The organism is Alkalibaculum bacchi, from assembly GCF_003317055.1.
GTDB classification, from domain to species: domain Bacteria; phylum Bacillota; class Clostridia; order Eubacteriales; family Alkalibacteraceae; genus Alkalibaculum; species Alkalibaculum bacchi.
This window is the reverse complement of sequence record NZ_QNRX01000006.1, coordinates 108867-126146: the sequence shown is the minus strand read 5'-3', so window position 1 is coordinate 126146 and position 17280 is coordinate 108867. Positions and strand designations below refer to the sequence as shown.

General features: G+C 35.3%; 14 protein-coding genes, 1 pseudogene and 1 riboswitch. Of the genes and pseudogenes, 13 read left to right on the top strand and 2 right to left on the bottom strand.

Annotation, left to right across the window (positions count from 1 at the left end):
* Position 1 precedes the first annotated feature (1 nt).
* Positions 2-2003, bottom strand: a pseudogene (locus DES36_RS06085) (NAD(P)H-dependent oxidoreductase subunit E).
* A 967-nt stretch (positions 2004-2970) separates the two neighbouring features.
* Here DES36_RS06085 and DES36_RS06075 point away from each other — a divergent pair.
* The 12 genes from DES36_RS06075 to DES36_RS06020 all read left to right on the top strand — a co-directional run bounded on the left by DES36_RS06075 (position 2971) and on the right by DES36_RS06020 (position 13934).
* A complete protein-coding gene (locus tag DES36_RS06075) occupies positions 2971-3912 on the top strand; it encodes a pilus assembly protein TadG-related protein (protein WP_170128198.1) in 942 nt (313 codons plus the stop codon).
* Between the two features lie 184 nt (positions 3913-4096).
* A riboswitch (cyclic di-GMP riboswitch) is annotated at positions 4097-4186 on the top strand.
* Positions 4187-4552: 366 nt separating this feature from the next.
* A complete protein-coding gene (locus DES36_RS06070; RefSeq protein ID WP_113920330.1) occupies positions 4553-4726 on the top strand; it encodes a Flp family type IVb pilin in 174 nt (57 codons plus the stop codon).
* Positions 4727-4816: 90 nt separating this feature from the next.
* Positions 4817-5398 (top strand): A24 family peptidase, encoded by a 582-nt coding sequence (locus DES36_RS06065; protein ID WP_187387062.1) that lies wholly within the window; start codon positions 4817-4819, stop codon positions 5396-5398.
* 37 nt (positions 5399-5435) lie between these two features.
* Positions 5436-5828, top strand: coding sequence for a TadE/TadG family type IV pilus assembly protein (locus DES36_RS06060; protein ID WP_113920328.1), 393 nt, complete (start codon positions 5436-5438; stop codon positions 5826-5828).
* A gap of 39 nt (positions 5829-5867) precedes the next feature.
* A complete protein-coding gene (cpaB, locus tag DES36_RS06055; protein WP_113920327.1) occupies positions 5868-6584 on the top strand; it encodes a Flp pilus assembly protein CpaB in 717 nt (238 codons plus the stop codon).
* A 3-nt stretch (positions 6585-6587) separates the two neighbouring features.
* On the top strand, positions 6588-7778 hold the full coding sequence (locus tag DES36_RS06050; protein ID WP_113920326.1) for a CpaE/TadZ family protein: 1191 nt from the start codon (positions 6588-6590) through the stop codon (positions 7776-7778).
* Entirely contained in the window at positions 7779-9164 is a 1386-nt protein-coding gene (locus DES36_RS06045) for a TadA family conjugal transfer-associated ATPase (protein WP_113920325.1), read from the top strand.
* A 2-nt stretch (positions 9165-9166) separates the two neighbouring features.
* The gene (locus tag DES36_RS06040) at positions 9167-10129 is read left to right on the top strand and encodes a type II secretion system F family protein (protein ID WP_113920324.1); all 963 of its coding nucleotides are present in this window, start codon (positions 9167-9169) and stop codon (positions 10127-10129) included.
* A gap of 14 nt (positions 10130-10143) precedes the next feature.
* Entirely contained in the window at positions 10144-11061 is a 918-nt protein-coding gene (locus DES36_RS06035) for a type II secretion system F family protein (RefSeq protein ID WP_113920323.1), read from the top strand.
* Positions 11062-11153: 92 nt separating this feature from the next.
* Complete coding sequence (locus tag DES36_RS06030; protein WP_113920322.1) at positions 11154-12476, top strand: VWA domain-containing protein; 1323 nt, start codon at positions 11154-11156, stop codon at positions 12474-12476.
* Complete coding sequence (locus tag DES36_RS06025; RefSeq protein ID WP_113920321.1) at positions 12473-12823, top strand: DUF192 domain-containing protein; 351 nt, start codon at positions 12473-12475, stop codon at positions 12821-12823. The genes DES36_RS06030 and DES36_RS06025 overlap by 4 nt, the downstream gene beginning before the upstream one ends.
* Positions 12824-12863: 40 nt before the next feature.
* Entirely contained in the window at positions 12864-13934 is a 1071-nt protein-coding gene (locus tag DES36_RS06020; protein ID WP_207657430.1) for a type IV pilus twitching motility protein PilT, read from the top strand.
* 400 nt (positions 13935-14334) lie between these two features.
* Here DES36_RS06020 and DES36_RS06015 read toward each other — a convergent pair whose 3' ends face one another.
* On the bottom strand, positions 14335-14910 hold the full coding sequence (locus tag DES36_RS06015; RefSeq protein WP_187387061.1) for a cupin domain-containing protein: 576 nt from the start codon (positions 14908-14910) through the stop codon (positions 14335-14337).
* Positions 14911-15315: 405 nt separating this feature from the next.
* Between DES36_RS06015 and rsxC the strand changes: the two genes are divergently transcribed.
* Positions 15316-17280 (top strand): electron transport complex subunit RsxC, encoded by a 1965-nt coding sequence (gene rsxC / locus DES36_RS06010; protein ID WP_113920319.1) that lies wholly within the window; start codon positions 15316-15318, stop codon positions 17278-17280.

The window sequence follows — 17280 nt, the reverse complement described above, 5'->3', positions numbered from 1 at the left end:
CCTACTCCTTTCTAATCGCATCTTTTGGACAAGATTCTAGGCATGCTCCACACTTGATGCATTGGCTATCATCGATAGTATGTAGCTCTTTCTTTTCTCCAGAAATACAAGAAACTGGGCATACTTTTGCACATTTTGTACATCCTATACAATCTTCTGTAATAGTAAAGTGTATTAGGGATCTACAGCTTCCTGCAGGACATTTTTTGTCTCTCACATGAGCAACGTACTCGTCATAGTAATATTTTAATGTAGAAAGAACAGGATTTGGTGCTGTCTGTCCTAAGCCACAAAGAGAAGTCTCTACAATTACTTCTGCAAGTTCCCTTAAATCTTCTATTTCATGAAATTCTGCTGTACCTTCTGTAATTCGAGTAAGTATTTCTAACATACGCTTGTTACCAACTCGACAAGGAGTACATTTTCCACAAGACTCATCAACAGTAAACTCTAAGAAGAATCTTGCAATATCAACCATACATGTATCTTCATCCATAACAACCATACCACCAGAACCTACAATAGACCCAATTTTAGCAAGAGACTCAAAATCTACTGGAGTGTCCATTAAGTCTACTGGAATACATCCACCGGATGGTCCACCTGTTTGTACTGCTTTTAATTTCTTACCGTTTGCTACGCCACCGCCAATATCATAAACGATTTCTTTTAATGGCATACCCATTGGTACTTCAACAAGTCCAGCATTTTCTACTTTTCCTACAAGAGCAAATACCTTAGTACCAGTTGATTTTTCTGTACCGATTCCTTTAAACCAATCTATTCCATTTTGGAAGATAACAGGTACACATGCTAGTGTTTCAACATTGTTTAGAATAGTAGGTTTTAGCCATAAACCTTTGTGAGAAGTTCTTGGTGGTTTCTTTCTTGGCATTCCTCGATTGCCTTCGATAGATTCCATAAGAGCTGTACCTTCACCACAAACAAAGGCTCCTGATCCTAATCTTAAATCGATATCAAAATCAAAACCTGTTCCTAATATGTTTTTACCTAATAATCCATATTCTCTAGCTTGTTCGATAGCTTTACGTAATACTTTTATTGCTAATGGATACTCTGCTCGAACGTAGATATACCCTTGGTTTGCACCAATCGCATAGCTACCAATAGCCATCCCTTCTAAAACAGAATGAGGATCTTTTTCAAGAATGTGACGATCCATAAAAGCACCTGGATCTCCCTCATCGGCATTACATAGGAAGTATTTTTGATCGGAATCTATTCCGTAAGCTTCATTCCACTTTCTTCCTGCAGGGAATCCCGCTCCCCCTCTTCCTCGAAGATTGGATTCTGTTACGAAATCGATTACTTCTTTTCGAGTTTTTTCAAATAAAACTTGTTCTAATGCACTATAACCACCAAGTGCTATATAATCATCAATATTTGCAGGATCAATTAAACCACAATTTTTTAATGCAACTCTTTTTTGGTTTTTATAGTAATCCCCTGTTAAAACAAGGTGACCGTTTTTGACTTCTGCTATGCCATCTGCTAATAATTTAGCTTCTAGCTCTGGTTTGTGAGACCCTCGAATACGATTTAGTTCTTCCCTAGTTATCAACGCACTCTACCTCCAAACTGTATTTCTGAATGATATCTTTTACATCTGCTTTCTTAACCTTTGCATAAACATCTTCATCCACTACTACTACTGGTGCGATACTACAATCTCCAACACATCTACAATCTGTAATAGAGAATTGTAGATCTGGGGTAGTTTCACCACCTTTTATTCCTAAGATATTTTCAAATTCTTCTAAAATATCTTGAGCACCTTTTACATAGCATGCAGTACCTAAACAAATGCTGATGTTATGTTTGCCCTTTGGAATAAAGGTAAATTGAGAATAATAAGTAGCAACACCGAATACTTTTGATGTAGGTACATCTAATCCACTAGCGATCATTTCCATAACTTCTCGCGGCAGATACCCAAATTTTACTTGAGCTTCTTGCAAGGCTGGAATTAAAGCTCCAGGCATGTCTTTGTGGTCTGAAATAAATCCCTTAAACTCTAGAATTTTTTCTTTGTTCTTTTCAAGATCAAAGGTAAATTCCATACATACTTCCCCCTTTGTGTTTTTAAATTAACTTAAATAAGTCTATGGCATAAATAAATAATTGAATATCGTATACAATCTACATAGATTTACAGAGAGTAGATTGTTAATTAATTATTACCATATACCTCCATAATGATATTACAGAAACCAACTATAATCAATAATAAATTTATAATAAAAATAATCTTTACCATATCTAAATATAATATATGCAAATTATGGAATGTATTGAAAAAACATAAATTGTATTTTTATATTGAAATAATTTTAATTTCATGTAAATTCAAGGTTTTGATTATAAAGTCAAGAATACATAGACATAATATCGCATTTAGGATACTCTTATAGTTAGTCGGATAAGAAATTGAAATAATTATTGATAATATTAAATTCGTTTTAAAGTCAAACATTATAATTTTAAAACTTGTTTTTAAGTTAACATATCTAAACTATAATTGTGATATATTTTTATATTTTTAAAAACAAATTTAATGAAGTTTGGTACTTCCTTAAAGTGATGGACTAAATAATCTAAACGTTTAGTGAGTTTATGGGCTTCATAAGTTCTCATAGATAGATGGATTTTTATTAACTTCTTTAAATATATAAGTGAATAGGTATGTAATTCATGAACAGTATACTGCTTATCGTTGTACTTGTTAAAGTTGCATGAATTTATAAAATTAAAAATAAATTTATAAATTATTCTTGATTTTTTGAATCGATATTATATACTAAATAAAACAAAATAATATTAAGATACTATTTGCAGATATTTCTAAATACATTGCTACATTTATTATTATCTTTTTTCATAATAGTAGCTATCAATCAGTAAGGAAAAATAACTAAGGCTTCTATAGTAGTAGGCAGAGGAGACATGAGCATGAAAAAGCAAAGGGCAAAAATCCACAAGAATGAAGATGGTCAAGCCCTAATAATGGTGGTACTAGCAATCGTTGTTCTAATGGGGATTGCTGCTTTAGTAGTAGATGTGGGCATATTGTATGTAGAGAAAGCAAATATGCAAAAGGCTGCAGATGCGGCGGCTTTAGCGGGGGCGCAGGATTTGCCAGCAAATACTGCTATAATTACTGCGGAGAATTATGGTGCATTAAATGGAGCACATGATACAGATGCAAATCTAACGGATGATAAATCTAAAGTTGAAGTTGAATGTACAAAGACTGTTCCTCATTACTTTGCTAGAATTTTAGGTTTTACAGAAACGGAAGTTTCTGCTAGTGCAATAGCTGAAAAACAATATGTATGGGAAGGTGAAGGGTTACCTTTTATTAACTTTCATGAGAGCTTTTTAGAGATAGGAACACAGGTAGAGGTTTGGGATAAAGTTAGTTCGGGATATTTCCAGAGTATAGAGAATTTTGATGTCATAAATGAAGGAGTTCCTAATAACACTTACTTTCAGCTTCACATAGAAGATGGACTACAGGTTAAAAATGGTAAGGTTGCAAATAAGAAGAAAGCAATTGAAAATTATTACAACACTCACAAGTCTACCCTGACTCCAACTCCATATGTTTATATTTTTAGTTTATCACCAAAAGCTTTTGATACAGAGAAAGTTATCTTACAAAATGGAAGTCAAAAAAACATTAATGATTTAATAAATAAATCAGACTATGTGTCTTTAAAAAGCTTAGTTCTTGTAAAATGTACGTTTGACTATTATGATGATAAAATTCTCAAATTAACCTCTGTTAAAACCTATGATCTTGGAAATGATGACGTAGGATATCCTAATCTACCCGATTATCCTACAGATTATGTAGGACCTAATGGTAGTGGTTCACAATTAATCGAATGAAAGTATAATGAGGGAAAAATTAATATTTATTAAATAAATTATATTATACTAAGAGATAAACTATCAAAATCATTTGATTAAATAGACGAATATTGTATAATAGCTATGTGAACGTAACATTCGTTTTCGCTTATATAAAAATTCAAACCTACAGAATTACATAGGACAACAGCATAAAAAGGATCTATTGAAAAGGCAAACTTATCGAAAGGTAAGGACGCAAAGCACGAAGTCTACGGTTATAATACATAACTAGGATGGTTCAGCTGCCAAATTAGTTTGGCAGCTTTTTTTGTGTCAACTTTCTAGTAAATAAGCTGATGAGTATGGGCTTTTATGTAAAAATTTACTGTTTCATGTGCTTGATAAAAAAGCCGATGGGTATATATTTTTTATACGAAGAGGGTCTTGGCGCGCGTTAATTATAATTGAACAATGATTAAATTATCGTAATAGTTGTAAATCCTTTCAAATATTAAAATATACAGAATAAAGAAGTAGAAATTGATTAAATTAAGGATTACAAAATAGTGTTTTTATGCTACATAAACACACTATTTTATAATAAATGAACATAAAGCAATAAAATACTTTATGGGGATTAGGTAGTAGCATACATATTTTAAAAGGAGGAAGAAAGATGAATTTATTAAAAAGATTATTTGTAGAAGAAGAAGGACAAGGTTTGGTGGAGTATGCGTTAATTCTTGGACTCATCGCTGTGATAGCAATCGTAGCTTTAACAGATATTGGGACAAATGTTAAGGCTAGACTTGAAGAGATTAAAACTGCGTTAACTAAAAAAACAGCTTAAACAGAACAATCATAATATTTTTTTTATTTTAAGAAATGTTCTCTCCAATAGAGAGAGCATTTCTACTATATGAAACGATTAGGAGCATACATGGACATTTTAATAGTAAAAGTCGTATTAGTTATGGTAGCCCTTATTGCTACATTTTACGATATCAAAGAAAAGAGAATTCCCAATGCTTTAACCTTTCCAGCTATTCTCATGGGAATTGTTTTAAATACAATTTTTAATGGCTTTGAAGGATTGGTTTTTAGTATTGCAGGCTTTTTTACAGGGATGGTTTTATTCTTCATCCCCTTTGCATCCGGTGCTATGGGTGCAGGAGATGTAAAACTAATGGGAGCGATTGGTTCTCTTATGGGGTGGAGATTTGTAGTAGTTGCTACTTTGTTTTCTGCCATTTCTGGATTGCTTGTAGTTTTTGTTTACCTGATTTATCAAAAGAAATTATTTTGTTTTTTAAAAAAATACTTCTTATTTTTTACAATACCTATAATGCAAGCTCTTTCACTTAGTTTTAAAAGTGAAAAATTAGATCAAATACATAAGAATCTCCTTTTAGAAAAGCATCAAATCCATGATGAAAAATTATATGTACCCTATGGCGTAGCCATTGCACTTGGTGCATTATTTACTTTAAGCGGAATATATAAGGATTTTTTGTCCTTTTAACATAAGATTTGCCACATGTAGAGAGGATGAATGCAAGATGAGTCGTCTATTAAAGTTAGGAAAGAGCGATAAAGGCCAAGCATTAGTAGAATTTGCACTGGTTTTACCTATATTATTGGCATTAATCCTAGGCATGATCGAATTTGGCTGGATACTCAATGGTAAGATTACCCTTACTAACGCAGCAAGAGAAGGCGCTAGGGTAGCTGCTATATATCATGACAAGGGCGCAGTTGTTGACGATGCAAAAGAGGCTGTAATCAATGCTTCAGTAGCATCAAGTTTGACAATAATTGGTGTAAACACTACCTTTTCGTCAGATACGACAACTGTTATTGCTGAAGCTGAGATTGAACCCATCGTAGGGCTGTTTTTTAATAATAAAGAAGAGGTATCTCTAACCGCCCAAGCCGTTATGAGATTAGAGTAAAAAATGTAAGTTATTAGTACTACAGAAAGGAGCAAATTTATGAGAGCTAATAAAAAAATACTGATCCTTGCAATCATCTTAGGCCTAGCCACAGTCTTTGGACTAAGTACTTATATGAAAAAATCTGGAGCTATTGCAGTAGATGGGGGAGGTTATACAGAGGTTATTGTGGCGGCGAATACTATTCCAGCTAATGTAAAGATTACAGAGGAGATGTTGGTATCTCAATCCATGCCTGCAGATGCCGTACACCCAGATGCCAATAAATCTATCAGTAAAATCATTGGAGGCATTTCAACAATGGAAATCGTAAAAGGAGAGCAAATTTTATCCAATAAAGTAGCTCTAGGTCAATCCGATGCAGATTTAGCTTATCGAATACCAGACGATATGAGGGCGATCTCCATTCCAACAGATGAGGTGGTCGGAGTAGCTGGCTTTGTCAATGTTGGGGACAAAATCGATATTCTAGTAACCTATAGCAACAAAGATATTGCTAAGGTAACCACTACATACACTCAGCTTCAAAATATTGAAGTTCTTGCAGTAGGCAATGCAAAACAACGAGACCCAGCATCTCAAACAGATCTTCCATCTACTCTTACCCTATTAGTGAAACCAGAGCAAGCCGAGGTTTTAGTCTATGCCTTATCCAATGGAACGATGAACTTTACCCTTAGAAATCCTTCTGATACGAAAAAGATAGATTTTAAGTCCTACAGTTCTGAAAATTTTGGCACCTACAAGGAGAGATAGCAGATGGAATTTATAAGAGTATTTATACTAGGGATTATTGGAGAGGAAAGAACCTATATAGAGGATGTTCTATCAAATATTGAATACATAAAAATAGTTGGGGCAGTAAAGTCTGATGAGGAAGCTTTTGAAGAATTAGAGACAAATTTTGTAGATGTAATTCTTGTTGATGCAAGTGTTTCTGGTGATGGCTATAGAGTAGCAGAAGTTCTAAGTGAAGAATATCCAAATATGGCTATTATTATGGTAGAAAGAGAATTTGATGAAGACATTATATACAAATCCCTTTCTGCGGGTGCTCAGAACGTGCTATTCTACCCTTTTACAGAAGCAAAGCTTGTAGAGACCATATATCGTGCATATGAACTTATCAAAAGAAGACCTGTTCCTACAAGAGAAAAAACCTCAAGCCTAAAACCTCAGAAGAGCCTAGGTAAAGTGCTTACTGTGTTTAGCACCAAAGGCGGTGTAGGAAAGACTTTTGTGTCCGTCAATCTAGCCGTTGCTCTTCAAAGGGAAACATCTAAAAGAGTGGTTCTTGTAGATTTTGATATCGACTTTGGCAATGTGTCTTTAGCACTAAATATTGCTCCAAGGTTTACACTAACAAATGTAGTAGAAGATATTCAAAATATTGATGAAGACTTAATGGAAAGTTATCTCCTTCCTCATGAATCAGGTATCGTCATCTTACCTGCTAATGCAAAACCTCAGATGACAGAGTTTATTAATGCCAATCATGTAGAAAAGATATTAAATACTTTGAGAAGCTCTTTTGATTATATTGTAGTAGATATGCCTGCTAGGTTTTATGAGCCTGTCAATCAAGCATTAGTGAGTGCGGATATGCTTCTCATGATTACTACTCCTGAAATATCGGCCATTCGAAATGTAAAATCTGCTTTAATTACTTTAGATGAGCTTAATTATCCCCAAGGAAAAATAAAAGTGATTTTAAATAAAGCAGATAATAGAGGGCTTATTAAAGAAAAAGATGTAGAAGCTACTTTGCAACAAGAGGTCTTTGGCTCTATAAGCGTAGATTATAAACTCGCTACTGCTTCACTGAATCAAGGCGTTCCCGTCATAGAAAAGGGAAGGCCTAAGGGAGTGGCAAAAGAGTACTTGAATTTGGCAAAAAAGATTACACAGGAGGCACCTTCTTCTACAGAAAATAAGAAAGGAAGAAGATAAATGGCAATAGGCGTATTTGGAAAACAAAATGGATTTGACGGGCCAGAAGAAAAGAAAACTACAACATATCCTGATGGAGATATAAGCAGCAAAAGAAAAAAAGAATTAGATCAAATAGCAAATGTTGCATTGTCCAGGGTAATCGATAATATTATAGTCAATCCCCAAACGGCTACTTCTTCAGAAAAAAAAGTGGTTCAAGACCAAGTTATGGATACGGTGAATATCTTACTAGAAGAAACAAGAAAGCATCTTTCTCTAGGGGATAAGCAAAACATCGCAAATTCTGTAATGGATGAAATTTTTGGTTATGGACCCATTACCACCTTGTTAAATGATGAAACGGTTTCAGAGGTCATGGTCAATAGTATTGATAGCATTTATGTGGAGCGGTCTGGAAAACTCGAAAAGACTCCGTATTCTTTTCGGGATCAAGCTCATATTATGCACACTATCGATAAAATCATCTCCCCATTAGGAAGGAGAGTAGATGAAAGCTCACCTATGGTTGACGCAAGGCTACCGGATGGGTCTCGAGTAAATATTATTATCCCTCCACTTGCTCTAAAGGGGCCAACCATAACCATACGTAAATTTTCTGTAGATCCACTTATTCTTGAAGACTTAATATCCTTTGGTACTTTAAGTCAAGAGATGGCAACTCTCTTAAAAGCTTGTGTACGAGGGAGGGTCAATATTCTCGTATCAGGAGGTACAGGCAGCGGTAAGACGACCCTCTTAAATATCTTGTCTGGTTTTATTCCTAGTACAGAGCGAATTGTTACCATTGAAGACGCTGCAGAATTACAGCTTCAACAAGACCATGTAGTTACTCTAGAAGCCAGACCAGCAAATATGGAGGGAAGGGGTAAAGTCACTACACGAGACTTAGTAGTAAACTCCCTTCGTATGAGACCAGACCGAATTATCGTAGGAGAGGTCCGAAGCGGAGAGGCCTTAGATATGCTCCAAGCCATGAATACAGGTCATGATGGTTCTCTTACCACAGTACATGCAAATACCCCGAAGGATAGTCTCTCGCGTCTTGAGACTATGGTCATGATGTCTGGAATGGAACTACCTTCTAGGGCTATCAAAGAGCAGATTGCATCTGCTATAAATCTGATTATACAAGTGGCCCGCTTAAATGACGGCTCTCGAAAGGTGACAAAAGTCACTGAGATTACAGGGATGGAAGGGCAAACCATTACCACTCAAGATATCTATACTTTTGAACAAGAGGGGTTTGATGCCTATGGGAATATTGTGGGGAGACATGTTCCTACTGGAATTGTACCTGCATGTATGGAAAAAATACGAGTAACAGGAGAAAGCATACCTCCAAGCGTATTTATTGAACGAGGAAATCCTCAAAGGAGGTTTTAAAGGTGGAAGGATTTATTTTATTTGGAGCTTTTTTGACAGTGTTTTTTTTAGTCCTTAGCATTTATTCCCTTCTCTTTTCTCCAAGGATAGATACTTTGTCTAGGATGGAAAAGATTACAAATGATCAAGATTATGAAGAGTATAGTGAAGACGCCAAAAAGGACAGAAGAGAACAATTAAGTGCTATACTTGCTCAATTAGGTAAGTTCATGCCAAACCGGGCTTACTCAGAAAAGACTAGAGTAAAATTAAGTCAATCAGCAGTCCTTATGAAACCTGAAGAGTTTACGGGGCTTTGTTTTATGTGTAGTATTCTATTTGGAGGAATACTCTTTTTGCTTTTACGCTCTGCATTCGCATTCCTATTTATGCCTATTGGTTTTGTCCTACCAGGCATATTTTTAGGAATGAAAAAAACGGCACGAATGGCTAAGATAAACGGTCAATTGCCTGAAGCCCTTAATATTATCGCGAATGGTTTGCGAGCAGGCTTTAGTTTTACTCAGGCTATGGCAGTAGTCACCACAGAATTAGAAGGTCCTCTTAGTGATGAGTTTAGGAAAGTCCTTCGAGATAATTCTTATGGAAAGCCATTAGAAGAAGCTCTTAAGGAAATGTCAGATAGGACAGACGATGAAGATTTGGATATGTTTATTACTGCCCTTATTATCCAAAGACAAGTGGGGGGGAATCTTGCAAATATATTAGATACCATCTCTCATACAATTCGAGAAAGAGTCCAAATTAAAGGAGAAGTAAAGTCTTTAACGGCTCAGGGGAGAATGTCAGGGATTGTAGTAAGTGTACTTCCTATTGCCCTTGCTTTAGGGCTTTCCGTCATAAGCCCTGGATACTTAGACAGTTTATTCACCACAACAATAGGTAAGATTATGATATTTGGTGGAGTATTTCTTGAACTCATCGGCATTATTGTATTAACGAAATTAGTTGATGTAAAAGTATAGAGTGAGGTGAAGATATGGAGATAATACTATATATCATTGCTTTTATGACTACTATTGCAATTGTATTATTAATCAATGAGATGTTTTTTGCTGATAAAAAAGCAGTAAAAGATAGACTTGAAGTATTTGTAGATGTAGAATCTTTACCAGAAGATGAACGAGCTATGAGAAAATCCTTTTCTGAAAGGATAATGAAGCCTTCTTATGAAAAGTTATTACAATCTATAAGCAATGCTACACCCGAAGGACTACAAGAAAAATATGAAAATACTATTATTATGGCGGGCTCTCCAAAGAATGTGAGCTTTGCTAGAATAGTAGCTGTTCAAATGATGTTTAGCTTACTTTTGGCACTTTTGTTGTATATGGCTTCTTCAAATGGAGAGAGCACCGATTACCTTATCATTTTCATGGGTGCGACAATTGGTTTTATCTTACCCTACCGAATGATCAAGGTAAAAGCAGATCAGAGGAAAGAAGAAATTACTCGTTCCTTGCCAGATGTGTTAGACTTACTATATGTTAGCGTAGAAGCAGGCTTGTCTTTTGATATGGCTTTAAAGAGAACAATAGACAAGATTACAGGACCTTTAAGTGACGAATTTCATAAAGCTTTAGAAGAAATACGCTTAGGAAGGAACAGGCAAGAAGCTTTACGCGCTATTGTAAAAAGAACTGGAGTAGATGATTTATCCACCTTTATCACTTCTGTTATACAAACAGAGCAGCTAGGCAGTGATATTGCCAATATGCTTCAAATACAATCTACTACCATGAGGCAAAAGCGTAGACAAAGGGCAGAAGAAGCGGCGAGAAAACTCCCTGTAAAAATGTTGTTTCCCCTTGTGTTTTTTATTTTTCCTACATTATTTATTGTAGTATTAGGTCCAGCTATTATTCGAATTATAGATACTCTTGGTAGCGGTTTTTGATTAAAAGCATTTGCTTAGAGATGTTAGATAAAAGATAAGCAAACCATAAAGGAAGATTCTAATATTAAAGATCACATTATGGAGGTATTCATTTGTATAAACTTAAAAAAGTTAAATATTATGTCATCTTTCTTGTTATAATAGCAGTCGTTTTTAGTATGAGTAGTGTGATTGCAGAGACACAAGTGCAGGGGAACCCCCCAACCATAGCTGTTACCTTAGTTATCGATAACTCTGGGAGTATGGCTGAAACAGACCCACAAAAGCTGAGGGAAACTGCAGCCCATATTTTCATTGACCAATTGAGCCCAGAAGATTATCTGGGCATTATTACATTTAATTCGAAAGAAGAAGTAATCCTTCCCATACAACAAGTAAAAGATTTAGAAAATAAAAATGAGTTTAAAAAGATATTGTCTAGTAAGCTAGAAAAAGTTCGTGGAGATACGGATTATCTAGCAGCTTTAGATACAGCAGGTAAACAACTAGATTCTATAGAGAATGGAAATATAAAAAAGGTCATTTTGTTTCTGACAGATGGAGACCCAGATCCTGATGGAAAGGGTGCTTCTAGAGAGTATATGGACTCTTTAAAGGAATCAGTAAATAGTCTAGCAATGCGAAAGTACTATGTATACTCTGTAGGCTTTTCTAATAATTTAAATTCTGATGTTCTTTCTGAAATTTCTGAAAACACACAAGGAAAAATGAAGATTTCAGAAAATCCAGAGAAAATTGCTCTTAATTTCGGCGAGATTTTAGCAGAATTAAAAAATCCTCAAGGGTCTCTAAAGGAACAAATTGACAAGTCTAAAGTGGCGGCATCTGATTTGAATAAGAATACGAAAGAGTCTATAAAATCAGAACGCTATGCAGAAGGAACCTTTAGATCAGCCTATATATTTCTGGGACTTATTGGATTATTTGTCATGGCTGCACTATTCATGATCTTATTGGGATGGGCTTTTTACAAGATTTATGTGTATAAGTATACCATCGTTACAGGAAAATTACTCTACAGAAGGCAGTGTGGGGGATTATCAAGTCAGAATACATTAAATTTTGAGCATTTTAAGAAGGAAAAAATCATCATTACATTTGATGAGAACAAAAGTGAAGCTCAGTATCGTTTGCCCAATACAGAGTATAAATATGATATAGAAATATATGTGGATAGAGAAAAAAGCAAGTGGAAATTTGTAGATGGATGGAAGGCTGTGCTTAGAAGGGGAAAGCCTTCAGAAATTATACTAAAAGCTACGAAACCAGGCATCTTTATTTATGAAGATAAAGTGTATTCTAAAAAGAAGCTGTATAGTTATGATAAGTTTACATCTGGCGGTTATGAATTTGAGTACCAGGCAGAGGGAAAAGATAAGAAAAAAGGGAAGAATGTTCTGGAGGGAATCTCTTGAGAAAAGTAGTAGTGTGGAACAAAACAAAAGAATCAGTGATTTTACCTAAAGTCTATGTAGCAGAACGGTTTTTCGATAGACTAAGAGGACTAATGGGTACAAAAGAACTGGATTTAGATGCTGGGCTCCTCATAAGACCTTGTAATAGCGTCCACACCTTTTTTATGAAATTTTCCATTGATGTAGCTTTTATGGATAAAGATGGTCAGGTATGCTATATAATATATTCTATGGGAAAGAATAAAGTGAGCCCTATAGTGTCTAAGGCTTCTAGTGTATTGGAAGCCTCTTCTGGTACTTTTAAAGGCTGTAATGTAGCAATTGGAGATATTATAGAGTTTATTTAATGAGATAAAATAGCTATTATCGATCAGGTGATATGAAAGGATGAACAAGGTGAAAAAAGACTTATTAATACTAATGGATGAGACCATAAAGAGGGAGGCTTCTGATTTACATATAACCGTTGGTGTTCCACCTATGATAAGAGTAAATGGAAAACTAGAATATTTATCTGATGATGTATATTCTGTTGAAGATACTCAAAACATGGTGAGAGCCATAATGAATGAAGAGCAATTTAATACGCTAAATGAAAAAGGTCAAATTGATTATTCTTATTCGAACACAGGAAAAGGGCGATTTCGAATCAATGCTTACAAACAAAGGGGAAGCTATTCCATAGCTTGCAGGCTAGTAAGTTTTCAGATTCCTTCTTTAGAGGAATTGAATTTGCCAGAAGTAACACGAGAATTTGCCAAGTTTGGCAAGGGCTTGGTTTTAGTGACAGGTTCATCAGGTAGTGGAAAAACGACTACTATTGCCTCTTTAGTAGATATCATTAACCACGAGAGAAATAGCCATATTATTACATTAGAAGACCCTATAGAGTATCTTCATAGACATGATAAAAGCATGGTCAATCAGAGGGAAATAGGAAACGATACTACTGATTACCCTTCAGGGCTTCTGGCAGCTCTTAGGCAGGACCCAGATATTATTGTCATAGGAGAAATCCATGATGTTGAAACTTTGTCTTTAGCTCTTAAAGCTGCGGAAACGGGTCATCTAGTGATTTCAAGTATGCATATTGTAGGAGCTGTCAAGACCATTGAGCGAATTATTGATATTTTTCCGCCTCATCAGCAACAACAAGCTAGGGTACAGTTATCGACCGTATTAAGAGGAATCATATCCCAACAATTAATTCCTAGCCAAGATCAAAATGGACGTATTCCTGCAGTAGAAATCCTCTTAAGTAATACCGCTATTCGAAATTTAATACGAGAAAATAAAATGGATCAAATTAATGGAGCTATCCAGATGAATGGAAAACTAGGGATGACCACAATGGACGCTTATTTGATTGATTTACTAAATAGAGGAAAAATATCAAAGGAAAATACCCTGTTTTATAGTATGGATCAAGAGAATATGAAGAATAAATTTATATGGTAGATTTCAACAATAGTCGAGCAATTGTTGAACGGTTGTTGAACAATGGTTAAACAGTTGTTTATTCTGTATTAGGAAAGTCCTACTTTTAACCTTAACTTCTAGCTCAGTCATCCTGAGCGTAAGCGAAGGATCTTGACCCAAAAGGAATACCCAAATGCTAGTGGCTAAAGACTAATTAATGACTAGCGACTAAAGTGCCAAAGGCACTTTCTTGCTATTCAACTAAAAAGGAGCTGTGCAGTTGCATAACTCCTTTTGTGTAAGTGAAAGCGTTTTTTCGCACTAAGTTTATTTTCAGAGATCCTTCGTCGCAAGCTTCTCAGGATGACCGATGTAGCACCTTAGATGCTTTACATAGAACTTACAACGTAGAACTTAGAACTAATGTGCCGAAGGCACATTACTGTGCATCCTTCTTGGTCCTATGAATCGTACCATGAGGATGATGGGGTGGGGCGTATATGGAATATAGCTTAATGGGCACATTTCCTGTATTGATTAAATTATGCCATTTACCTGCTGGGACGAAGATAGCGTAATCTTCATATACATAAGCTTGAAAATCTAAATTATCTGGTGTGTCTCCCATTCTTACAATTCCTTGACCTTGTTCAATTCTAAAAAATTGGTCGGTGTCTTCATGGAGCTCTAAGCCGATATCTTCACCTACTCCTATGCTCATAAGAGTAGCTTGAAAATGTTCTCCTGTCCATAGAGCGAGTCGGAAATTATCATTTTGCTCGGTGATTTCTTCTATATTTACTACATAAGGCTCTGGACCATAATCTCTTAGTCTATATCTACTATTATTGGGGTCGCTATGTGAAGGAAATTGGTTTGGGTTTTGTGGGTAATAGCTTTGGTAGTATACTGGTGCAGTATAATATGGGTACTGATAGGGGTATTGATTTATATAATATGAATTATTTAGACCATAATACCAAAAATCGTAGGGAAGTTTTGTACAACAATGCATAGTATCCATCCTTTCTTAGTTTATTATAGTGTATGTTTACATGCTTACAATTGTGACTTGAGGATATTTTCTTTAAAACTATATTTTACTTATTAAGACCTAAATTCCAAAAGTTTGTATTGATAAAATAATAGTCAGATCCTTAAGCTGACGTTAAATCATTGACTAGCTTTGTTATAAATAAAACCCATTGGAAAGATAAAATGCAATAAAGGATCTAATAAAAATGTATAAGTTTTGTATTTTACTAAAAAATTAAAACAAGTTATGGAAATTAACACGATATTATGTTAGAATTTATAAAGACTTATAATCTCAATTATTGATATATTTTTGTATTCGGTTTCAAGAATGTAATAAAATTATCAATAGTTTTATTAAACTTCATTAAGGGGGGAAGAGGAATTGGTAGACTATACCAAGTTTAAGTTAAAGAGCAAAGAAGAGTTAGCGCCATTGTTAGAGAATAAGGATAGCTTATTTGTTATTGCTTGTAACAAATGCTTCAAAGAATTCGAAATTGGCGATGAGCCTGATTGCAGCAGTTTTGAGCAAATGGCCAATGAACAAGGCAAGACTCTTCTTGGCAGTGGAAAAGTTGATTTTCTGTGTAACGTGACAACTACATCTAAAGCGCTTCAGTCTTTAGTACCAGAGGAAGCAGAAAATGTATTTGTCATTTCCTGTGGTTTGGGTATTCAAATGGTTGCAGATCTACTCGAAAAGCCTGTTTACGCGGCAAGTGATTCTATAGCTTATAGAGGTCACCATGGTATGGCGTTAACAGATACTCGTTGTGATGCCTGTGGCCAATGTTATTTGAACCAAACAGGTGGTATTTGTCCAGTTATCGATTGTTCAAAGAGTTTAATTAATGGACAATGCGGTGGCGCTAAAAATGGCAAATGTGAAGTAGATAAAGAAATGGATTGTGGATGGCAAAAAATCTACGACAGAATGAAAGGTCAAAATCGAATTGATGAATTACTAAATCAACCGATTGAAGTTCGAGACTACTCTAAAATAAATTATAAATTTATTAATGAGTATGTTAAGAAAGTTCGTGAGGAACGCTTTGAAGGTTATTATGGAGGAATTCATCCTACAGAACATAAAGAGTTTAGCGAACACATATCTCTAGTGAATTTCCCAGATCCATTAAATGTAGTGATTCCATTATCTCAACATGCAGGTGCACCTGCAAATCCAATTGTAGAAGTTGGACAGCAGGTTAAAGTCGGTCAAAAGATTGGCGAAGCAAATGGATTTATCAGTAGTACAATACATTCTAGCGTCAGCGGTACTGTAGTAGCAATCGAACCTCGATTACATCCTACTTCTGGCCTAAATGTAAATTCTGTTGTAATTCAATCTGATGGAAAGAATACTTTAGACGAGTCTGTCAAACCAGCTGGTGATTTAGACAGCCTTACGCCTGATGAAATTGTTGAAATCATTCGCGAAAAAGGAATCGTTGGTATGGGTGGTGCGGGATTCCCGACTGCTGTTAAAGCTAAAGCGCCAAAACCTATCGATGTAATATTGGTAAATGGCTGTGAATGTGAACCAATGCTTACAGCAGACCACCGAGTAATGTTAGAATTTGCAGATGATTTGATCTTTGGTTTACAAGCACTTCTTAAAGCTGCTAATGCACCAAAAGGTATTATTGCAATTGAAGACAATAAACCGGATGCCATTGAATTATTACAAGCTAAAACTGCAGATTTACCAAATATCGAAATCGTTGTTGCAAAGACAAAATATCCACAAGGTGCAGAAAAAATGCTCATAAAACGAGTATTAAAAAAAGAAGTGCCTCGTGGAGGATTACCTGCTGATGTAGGTGCAATAGTAAGTAATATCAGTACTGTTAAGGCAATCTCTGATGCAATTCAAAAAGGTATGCCACTAGTTGAGAGAGTTGTAACTGTAACTGGAGATAGAATCAATAAGCCTGGAAACTACATAGTAAAAATCGGAACCTCTGTAAAAGAGCTTATCGAGCACTGTGGTGGCATAAAAGGTGACGACGTTCTGATTAAAATGGGTGGACCAATGATGGGCTTTAAACTAGATAATCTAAATGTGCCGGTAATGAAAGGTACGAATGGAATCATCGCCATTGAAGACATCATAACAGAAGAAAATGATTGTATTAAATGCGGTCGATGTTCAGACGTATGTCCAATGGAACTTCAACCACTATACTATCCAAAATACGAAAAAGCAGAAGACTGGGCAGCCATGAAGGAAAAGAATATAATGGATTGTATGGAATGCAGATGTTGCCAAAGTATTTGTTCATCTAAGATTATGATCGTAGATGCAATAAAAGCTGGAAAAAAAGCCATAAGGGAGGGTAAATAA